This window comes from Streptomyces sudanensis (genome assembly GCF_023614315.1).
Lineage (GTDB): Bacteria > Actinomycetota > Actinomycetes > Streptomycetales > Streptomycetaceae > Streptomyces > Streptomyces sudanensis.
The window spans coordinates 3387443-3396289 of record NZ_CP095474.1 but is presented as its reverse complement, the minus strand read 5'-3'; the positions used below and the strand labels follow the sequence as shown (position 1 = coordinate 3396289).

Annotated in this window: 8 protein-coding genes and 3 pseudogenes; 5 read left to right on the top strand and 6 right to left on the bottom strand. The window is 76.1% G+C overall.

The genetic code is table 11. The features are described from left to right. Positions 1 to 40 precede the first annotated feature (40 nt). On the bottom strand, positions 41 to 610 hold the full coding sequence (locus MW084_RS15860) for a hypothetical protein (protein WP_010474242.1): 570 nt from the start codon (positions 608 to 610) through the stop codon (positions 41 to 43). 90 nt (positions 611 to 700) lie between these two features. Then, positions 701 to 964 (bottom strand): peptidase, encoded by a 264-nt coding sequence (locus MW084_RS15855; protein ID WP_010474243.1) that lies wholly within the window; start codon positions 962 to 964, stop codon positions 701 to 703. A 159-nt stretch (positions 965 to 1123) separates the two neighbouring features. On the opposite strand from MW084_RS15855, the pseudogene MW084_RS15850 reads away from it, so the two are divergent. From MW084_RS15850 to MW084_RS15835, 4 genes and pseudogenes are all read left to right on the top strand, one after another. After that, positions 1124 to 2167 (top strand): annotated as a pseudogene (locus MW084_RS15850) (serine/threonine-protein kinase); the annotation flags it as partial. Positions 2168 to 2207: 40 nt separating this feature from the next. Next, positions 2208 to 2643: pseudogene (locus MW084_RS15845) on the top strand (serine/threonine protein kinase); the annotation flags it as partial. 1 nt (position 2644) lies between these two features. Continuing rightward, positions 2645 to 3067 (top strand): annotated as a pseudogene (locus MW084_RS15840) (outer membrane protein assembly factor BamB family protein); the annotation flags it as partial. Between the two features lies 1 nt (position 3068). Further along, positions 3069 to 3326: outer membrane protein assembly factor BamB family protein (locus MW084_RS15835; RefSeq protein WP_275563646.1), on the top strand; the 258-nt coding region annotated here is incomplete at its 5' end. Between the two features lie 110 nt (positions 3327 to 3436). Here MW084_RS15835 and ilvD read toward each other — a convergent pair. The 4 genes from ilvD to MW084_RS15815 all read right to left on the bottom strand — a co-directional run bounded on the left by ilvD (position 3437) and on the right by MW084_RS15815 (position 7833). Continuing rightward, positions 3437 to 5290: a dihydroxy-acid dehydratase gene (gene ilvD / locus MW084_RS15830; protein WP_010474247.1), complete on the bottom strand. Its 1854-nt coding sequence runs from the start codon at positions 5288 to 5290 to the stop codon at positions 3437 to 3439. 124 nt (positions 5291 to 5414) lie between these two features. Beyond that, on the bottom strand, positions 5415 to 6032 hold the full coding sequence (locus MW084_RS15825) for a TetR/AcrR family transcriptional regulator (protein WP_010474249.1): 618 nt from the start codon (positions 6030 to 6032) through the stop codon (positions 5415 to 5417). Then, complete coding sequence (locus MW084_RS15820; RefSeq protein ID WP_010474251.1) at positions 6029 to 6835, bottom strand: sugar phosphate isomerase/epimerase family protein; 807 nt, start codon at positions 6833 to 6835, stop codon at positions 6029 to 6031. The genes MW084_RS15825 and MW084_RS15820 overlap by 4 nt, the downstream gene beginning before the upstream one ends. Before the next feature lie 68 nt (positions 6836 to 6903). Next, positions 6904 to 7833, bottom strand: coding sequence for a Ppx/GppA family phosphatase (locus tag MW084_RS15815; protein ID WP_010474253.1), 930 nt, complete (start codon positions 7831 to 7833; stop codon positions 6904 to 6906). Positions 7834 to 7882: 49 nt separating this feature from the next. Between MW084_RS15815 and MW084_RS15810 the strand changes: the two genes are divergently transcribed. Beyond that, on the top strand, positions 7883 to 8749 hold the full coding sequence (locus MW084_RS15810; RefSeq protein WP_010474255.1) for a DUF3109 family protein: 867 nt from the start codon (positions 7883 to 7885) through the stop codon (positions 8747 to 8749). The last annotated feature ends 98 nt before the right edge of the window (positions 8750 to 8847 follow it).

Here is an 8847-nt window from a genome sequence, read left to right as displayed (position 1 = left end):
CCNNGCCCGGAGCAGCGCCTGTGGGGAGTCCGGCCGGCGCCTACCGGCGGCGGGGGCGCTTCCCCCGGGCCGCCGGATTGCCGGTGCGGGCGGTGCGGCGCTTCTCGTACCGGGCGCGGGCCGCCTCGTACTCGGCGCGGACGAGCTTCTCGCCGGGCGCCTCGAACAGGGAGCGGACGAAGTAGGCCAGGAGCGAACCGACGAAGCCGATCGCCTTCAGGCTGCGCAGGGCGTCCTCGCGGGCCGGGTCGGCGGGGCGGCGGCCGAAGCCCTGCCAGGTCCGCTGGAACGCGATGGCCGTGCACACCGCGAACATCACGACGACCAGGCCGTTGGCGAAGGCGCCGACCCGGGCGACGGCCAGGCCCTCGTACGCGAAGCGCAGGACGAACGCGCCCGCGAGCGCCGCCGCCAGGGAGCCGGCCGCGACCGCGACGCGCCGCAGGCCGTACCCGCCGTCGTGGCCGACCCAGGTGGTGCCGAAGAACCGGAGGGGTTCGGGCCGGGGGCCGCCGGACGCGTCCGCCGCCCGGGCGGCGCCGGTCGTGCCGGCCGGGCCGGTCGTGCCGGTGGGGTCCGCGGGGCGGTCGGGGTCCGTGGGGTCGCTCACGGGACGATTATCCCCCGCCGTCCCGCGGCGTCCCCCGCCGTCCCGCGCCGCGCCCGCCGCCCCNGTCGTCCCGCGCCGGGGCGGGGCGCGTCAGGCGCAGCGCACCGTCACGTACCCGTCGACCCCGGTCCGGACGTACGCGTCCGACACGTACTGGCCGTTGGCGATGTTGTCCCAGATGTTCGACGTGCCGTACGGGCCCGAGACCCAGGTGCCCGGCGTCTGGCAGTTGATCGGCACGTTCACCCCCTCCGGCAGGAGCTTCACGATGCCGTAGTGGGTGCCCGGGCCGCTGCGGACGTTGAGCCGGACCCCCGGCGCGACCGGGTAGCGCTTGACCGAGTTGGTGTCCATGTGTGCCTCCCCCGCGAGGCCCCGCCCGATGCGGCGCCTCCGTGGTGGGGAGGCTAACAAGCCGGACCGACATCGCACACGTCATCGACTAGGCTCCGTGCGTCGCGCGTGCGCCGGTCGCGCGCCGCGCGTCCGAGCGAGCACACACGGGGGTGGACGATGCCGCCGCTGCACTGTCCCGGGGCCGTACCGGAAGCGGAGCATCCGGAGTACGCCGGGCGATACCGGCTGGGCGACTGGCTGGGCTCGGGCGGCATGGGAGTCGTCCGGCTGGCCGCGTCGGACTCGGGCCTGCGCCTCGCCGTGAAGGTCGTGCACCTGGAACACGCGGCGGACCCCGAGTTCAGGGCGCGTTTCCGGCAGGAGGTCGAGGCCGCGCGGCGGGTCAGCGGGGCGTTCACCGCACCGGTCGTCGACGCCGACCCCGCAGCCGCGCGGCCGTGGATGGCGACCCTGTTCATCGACGGGCCGACCCTCTCGGAACGGGTCAAGCGGAACGGGCCGCTGGACGCGGCGGAGCTGCGCCGGCTCGGTGCCGGGCTCGCGGAGGCGCTGCGCGACATCCACCGGGCGGGGGTCGTCCACCGGGACCTGAAGCCCAGCAACGTCCTGCTCGCGGCGGACGGGCCGAAGGTCATCGACTTCGGCATATCCCGGCCGAGCGACAGCGACATGCGCACCGAGACCGGGAAGCTCATCGGCACCCCGCCGTTCATGGCGCCCGAGCAGTTCCAGCGGCCCCGGGACGTGGGACCGGCGGCGGACGTGTTCGCGATGGGCGCGGTGCTGGTGCACGCGGCGACGGGGCGGGGGCCGTTCGACTCGCCCAGCCCGTACGTGGTGGCGTACCAGGTGGTGCACAACGAGCCGGACCTGACCGGCGTACCGGAGGAGATCGCGCCGCTGCTGAGGCGGTGCCTCGCGAAGGACCCGGCGGAGCGGCCCACGCCGGAGCAGGTGATGGTCGCCCTGCGGGTGCCGGGAGCCCGCGGGGCGAGCGGCCCCGGCACGGGCGGGACCGGCGCGGGGGTGGTCGGCGCGGGGGTGGCCGACACGGACAGGACCGACACGGACAGGACCGACGCGGGCGTGGCCGACGCGGGCGTGGCCGACGCGGGCGTGGCCGACGCGGGCGGGACGGTACGGGCGCCCGGACGGCGGTGGCGCGCGCCGGGGGCGCGGCGGCTGGTGTGGGCCGCCGCGNNCTTCGCGGCGGCCGGGGCCCTCGCCGGGGCTGGTCGCCGTGCGGGGCGCGGACGGCCCGGACGGCGGGCGGGGCGCCGGACCCGCCGCCGCGGCGCGGGAGTTCCGCGCGTGGGCGGTGCCGCTCGGCACGGGCGCCGGGGCGGCGCGCCCGCCGGTGTGCGCCGCCGCGGACGACGCGCTGTACTGCGCCGCGCCCGGGGTGAAGGCCGCGCGGCTGGGCGCGGTGGACGGGGCGGTGGCCTGGTCGGTGCCGGCCGGGGGCCCGGCCGCGCCGGAGGAGGGCGCCGCCGTGGTCGCGGCCGGGGGGCTGGTCCGGGTGGTGAGCCCCCGTACGGCGGCCGGCGGCGAGGCCCGGCTGGAGGCGCTCGACCCGGCGACGGGCGCGGTCCGCTGGGGCGTCGGCCTCGGTGCGTACGCGCAGGTCGTGCACGGCGCCGACGCGGTGCTCGTGGTCGCCGGGGACGGGCGGGTGCNGGCGCTCGACGCCGCGACGGGCGCCGCGCGGTGGACGGCGCGGCCCGCGGCGCGCGGCGCGCAGTGGGTGGCCGGGACGGCGGGCGGGCCGGTGTTCGCCGCGGCGGTCACCGAGGACGGCGCGTCGACGCTGGTCAGTGCCGTGGACCCGGCGGACGGCCGGGTGCTGTGGCGGGAGCGGGTGCCCGGTTCGCTGACGCCGGTGCAGGCGACGCGCGAGGCGCTGGTGCTGCTCTCCGCCGACCGGGACCTCTACACCGACGCGGTGGTGCGGCTGGACCTGGGCGACCGGGGGGTGCGGCGGGTCGCGCTGGCGGGGGCGGCCGACCAGGCGCAGGCCGCGGTGGACGGGGAGACCGCGTACGTCGTGGGGTCGGGCGGCTCGCTGGCCGCGGTCGACCTGGGTGCGGGGCCCGGGCGGGGNCGGGAGCTGTGGCGGCTGGAGACCGGGGCGGCGCGGGTGTCGCGGCCGGTGGTGGCGGACGGCCGGGTCCTGCTGGTCGCCGGCGACGGCCGGCTGCTCGGGGTGGACGCCGTGCGCGGGGTGCCCGTCGGGCAGAGCGGGCCGCGGATGGCGGCCGGGATCGTGCCGGCGCTGGCCCCGCCGATGGTGTCGGGGGGCAGGGTGTACGGCGGGGCGCCGGACGGGGCCGTGTTCGCCGTGGACCCGGCCGGGTGGTGACGCGCGCCGCGCACCCGGCCGGACGGTGACGGACGGCGGGACCCGCCGGACGGAACCGCGTCCGCCCCGCGCCCCGCCGCGTCAGGGGGCTTCGTTCGGAGGAGCTTCGATCAGGGGAGCTTCGTGACGTCGCGGACGGCGCCCCTGTCGGCGCTGGTGGCCATGGCCGCGTACGCGCGCAGCGCCGCCGAGACCCTGCGGGTGCGGTTCCGCGGGGCGTACACGCCGGCCAGGGCGTCGCTGCGGGCGGCGAGGGTCTCCTCGTCGACCAGCAGCTCGATGGTGCGGTTCGGGATGTCGATGCGGATGCGGTCGCCGTCCTCGACCAGCGCGATCGTCCCGCCGGACGCCGCCTCCGGGGAGGCGTGGCCGATGGACAGGCCGGACGTGCCGCCCGAGAAGCGGCCGTCGGTGATCAGCGCGCAGGTCTTGCCCAGGCCGCGGCCCTTCAGGAACGACGTCGGGTAGAGCATCTCCTGCATGCCGGGGCCGCCCCTGGGGCCCTCGTAGCGGATGACGACCACGTCGCCGGCCTTCACCCGCTTGTTCAGGATCTTCTCGACGGCCTCCTCCTGCGACTCGCAGACGACCGCCGGGCCCTCGAACGTCCAGATCGACTCGTCCACGCCGGCCGTCTTCACGACGCAGCCGTCGACCGCCAGGTTGCCCCGCAGCACCGCGAGGCCGCCGTCCTCGGAGTAGGCGTGCTCCGCCGAGCGGATGCAGCCGCCCTCGGCGTCGAGGTCCAGGGCCTCCCAGCGCTCCGACTGGGAGAACGCCTCCGCGGAGCGCACGCAGCCCGGCGCCGCGTGCCACATCTCGACGGCCTCGGCGGACGGGGAGCCGCCGCGCACGTCCCAGGTCTTCAGCCAGTCCGCCAGGGAGGGGCTGTGCACGGCGTGCACGTCCTCGTTGAGCAGGCCCGCGCGGTGCAGCTCGCCCAGGAGGGCGGGGATGCCGCCGGCGCGGTGCACGTCCTCCATGTAGTACGTGCGGTCCTTCGCGACGTTCGGCGCGACCTTCGCCAGGCACGGCACGCGCCGCGAGACGGCGTCGATCTCCTCCAGCCCGAAGGGGACGCCGGCCTCCTGCGCGGCGGCCAGCAGGTGCAGGATCGTGTTGGTGGAGCCGCCCATGGCGATGTCCAGGGCCATCGCGTTCTCGAAGGCGGCGAGCGTGGCGATGCCGCGCGGCAGGACCGAGGCGTCGTCCTGCTCGTAGTACCGCCGGGTGATCTCGACGACGGTGCGCGCCGCGCCCTCGTACAGGGCCCGGCGGGCCGTGTGGGTGGCGAGGACGGAGCCGTTGCCGGGGAGGGACAGGCCGATGGCCTCGGTGAGGCAGTTCATCGAGTTGGCGGTGAACATGCCCGAGCAGGAGCCGCAGGTCGGGCAGGCGTTCTCCTCGATGCGGAGGATGTCCTCGTCGGAGATCGCGTCGTTGGCCGCGTCGGAGATCGCGTCGACCAGGTCGAGCGTGCGGACCGTGCCGTCGACCAGCGTGGCGCGGCCGGACTCCATAGGGCCGCCGGAGACGAAGACCGTCGGGATGTTCAGGCGCAGCGCCGCCATCAGCATCCCCGGGGTGATCTTGTCGCAGTTGGAGATGCAGACCAGGGCGTCCGCGCAGTGCGCCTCGACCATGTACTCGACGGAGTCGGCGATCAGGTCGCGGGAGGGCAGCGAGTACAGCATGCCGCCGTGCCCCATGGCGATGCCGTCGTCGACGGCGATCGTGTTGAACTCGCGCGGGATCGCCCCGGCCGCGCGGATCGCGTCGCCGACGATCCGGCCGACCGGCTGGAGGTGGGTGTGGCCGGGGACGAACTCGGTGAAGGAGTTGGCGACGGCGACGATCGGCTTGCGTCCGATGTCCTCGCCCGGTACCCCGGAGGCGCGCATGAGGGCGCGGGCGCCCGCCATGTTGCGGCCGTGGGTGACTGTACGGGACCTCAGTTCGGGCATCGTCGCTCGCTCCTCGTCCAAGAGACTGGCTCCTCACGAGCGTACGCCGCGCCTCCAGCACATGGACGGTTTGTCCGGATGGCGGGACGCGCGGGCGGTCCGCCGGCCCGCCCCGGCGGCCGGCTCACGCCCCGGCCAGGTACCGCTGGAGCGTCGGCGCGACCATCGCCACGATCTCCCGCGGCTCCGCCGACGCCAGCGGCTCCACCCGGACCACGTACCGCAGGATCGCGATGCCGATCATGTGGGACGCCGCCAGCTCCGCCCGGAGCCGCGGGTCCGGCACGTCGAGGTCGTCGGCGATCCGCTCCAGGACGCGCCGCAGCACGTGGTCGCGCAGCACCTTCGCCGCCGCCTCGTGGGTGAGCGCCGAGCGGATCACCGCCAGGAGCGGCGCGCGCGTGGCCGGGTCCTCCCACACCCCCAGGAAGTACCGGGCCAGCCGCTCCCCCACGCCGTCGGGGCCGGACCCGAGCACGGCGGGGACGATCAGCGCGGGTTCGAAGGCGACCTCGACGGCCGCCGCGAAGACCTCGTCCTTGGTGCCGAAGTAGTGGTGGACCAGGGCCGCGTCGACACCGGCGGCCCGGGCGACGCCGCGCACCGACGTCCTGTCGTAGCCGCGTTCGGCGAACTCGGCGCGGGCCGCCTCCAGGATGCGCTCCCGGGCGCCGGGCCCGTCCGCGCGCTCGGCGGCGGGCGGCCGGCCCCGGCCCCGGCGCGGTGCCGTCGCGCCGGTCACCGGAGGCGGGCCGAGGACGCCAGGTGCCGCCGGGTGAAGGCCAGCGCCTCGGCGAGGTCGGCCTCCCGCTCGGCGGCGGACATGGCGCGCCGCGTGTTGACCTCGATGACGACGTGCCCGTCGAAGCCGGTGCGCACCAGGTGCTCCAGCAGTTCGGCGCACGGCTGCGTGCCGCGGCCGGGCACGAGGTGCTCGTCCTTCGCGGAGCCGCGCCCGTCCGCGAGGTGGACGTGGCCCAGCCGGTCGCCCATGCGGGACACCATCGCCATCGCGTCCGAGCGGGCGGTCGCCGTGTGGGAGAGGTCGACCGTGTAGTGGCGGTAGTCGTCCTTGGTGACGTCCCACTCGGGGGCGTAGGCGAGCATCTCGCGGTCGCGGTACCGCCAGGGGTACATGTTCTCCACGGCGAACCGCACGTCCGTCTCGCCCGCCATCCGCCAGATCCCGTCGACGAAGTCGCGGGCGTACTGCCGCTGCCAGCGGAACGGCGGATGGACCACGACCGTCGACGCGCCGAGGCTCTCCGCCGCCGCCCGGGCCCGCTGGAGCTTGGTCCACGGGTCGGTCGACCAGACCCGCTGGGTGATCAGCAGGCAGGGGGCGTGCACGGCGAGCACGGGCACCCGGTGGTAGTCGGAGAGCCGGCGCAGCGCCTCCACGTCCTGACTGACCGGGTCCGTCCACACCATGACCTCGACACCGTCGTAGCCGAGGCGCGCGGCCGTCTCGAAGGCCGTCGCCGTCGACTCGGGGTAGACCGAGGCCGTCGAGAGGGCGACCTTCACGCGGGACCGGGGCGCCACCGGCCCCCCCGCCTGCTCTGCCACGTCCGCCACGTCTGCCACGAGGGAAAGGGTACGGGGCGCGCCCGTCACTCGGGGAGGTGATCGAGTCGCCGCAGGATGACGCCCTCGCGCAGCGCCCAGGGGCAGATCTCCAGCACCTCGACGCCCAGCAGGTCCATCGCGGCCTCCGCGACCAGCGCCCCCGCCAGGAGCTGCGCGGCCCGGCCCTCGGACACGCCGGGCAGACCGCACCGCTGCTCGACGGTCATGCACGCCAGTTTCGGCACCCACGCCTCCAGGGACGCGCGGCCCAGCACGCGCTGCCCGTACAGGCGGTCGCCGGTGCCCGGCGCCCCGGCGATCCGGGCGAGCTGCTTGAACGTCTTGGACGTGGCGACCACGCGGTCGGGCCTGCCGAAGCGGGTGAACTCGCCGACCGTCCGGCCTATCTCCGCGCGCACGTGGCGGCGCAGCGCCTTCACGTCCGCCGGGCTCGGCGGGTCCCCGGGCAGCCAGCCGGCGGTGAGCCGCCCGGCGCCGAGCGGCAGGGAGACGGCCGCGTCGGGCTCCTCGTCGACGCCGTACGCGATCTCCAGGGAGCCGCCGCCGATGTCGAGGAGCAGCAGCTTCCCCGCCGACCAGCCGAACCAGCGGCGGGCGGCGAGGAAGGTGAGCCGGGCCTCCTCCGGCCCGGTGAGGACCTGGAGGTCGACGCCCGTCTCGGCCCGTACGCGGGCGAGGACGGCCTCGGCGTTGGCGGCGTCGCGGACGGCGGAGGTCGCGAAGGGGAGGACCGCCTCGCAGCTCTTCTCCTCGGCGGTCCGCAGCGCCGCGCCCACGACCGCGACGAGCTGCTCGACGCCGGAGGCGCTGATCGCGCCGTGCGCGTCGAGCAGCTCCGCCAGGCGCAGCTCCGCCTTGTGCGAGTGGGCGGGTCGCGGCCGGGCGCCCGGGTGGGCGTCCATGACCAGCAGGTGCACCGTGTTCGAACCGACGTCGAGGACTCCGAGTCTCATGCCTGCACGCTACTGCGCCCGGGTGACGGGCTGCGCCTACTCTGGGAGGGTGCCAAAGACCAAGAAGGCCAAGCCGGGCGAAACGGGCCCCGGCGAGACGTACGGCGTCCCGGCGGCCGGGACCGGTGCTCCCGGCGAGGACGACGAGAAGGGCCTGGACTTCCCGCGTGCGTGGGTGGAGTTCCCCGACCCGGCGGACGAGGACCAGGTCTTCCGCTGCGACCTGACGTGGCTGACGTCCCGCTGGACGTGCGTCTTCGGCAGCGGCTGCCAGGGCATCCGGGCGGGCCGCGCCGACGACGGGTGCTGCACGCTGGGCGCGCACTTCTCCGACGAGGACGACGAGAAGCGGGTCGCCGGGCACGTGGCGCGGCTCACGCCGGAGCTGTGGCAGTTCCACGACGTGGGGACGGGGTCGGGCTGGGTGCAGCTCGACGAGGACGGCGAGCGGCAGACGCGCCGCTGGGACGGCTCGTGCGTCTTCCAGAACCGCCCCGGCTTCCCGGGGGGCGCGGGGTGCGCGCTGCACATCCTGGCGCTGCGGGAGGGACGCGAGCCGCTGGAGACCAAGCCGGACGTGTGCTGGCAGCTCCCGGTGCGGCGGACGTACGACTGGATCGAGCGGCCGGACGACACCAGGGTGCTCCAGGTGTCGATCGGCGAGTACGACCGCCGGGGCTGGGGCCCCGGCGGCCACGACCTGCACTGGTGGTGCACCTCCGCGACCTCGGCGCACGGCGCGGGCCGGCCGGTGTACGTGACGTACCGGCCGGAGCTGACGGAGCTGATGGGCGAGGCGGCGTACGAGGTGCTGGTGGGGCTGTGCGAGGCGCGGCTGGCGTCCTCGCTGCCGCTGGTGGCCCCGCACCCGGCGGACCCGGTCGGCCCGGTGGAGCCGGCGGGCCCGGTGGCGTAGGGCGCCCGCCGGTCACCGCGCCCGCGGGGCGGGCTCCGGCGCGNNCNTACGNCACACGGGTGGTCGCCGCTCACTGAAAAAAAAAAATAAACATAGTA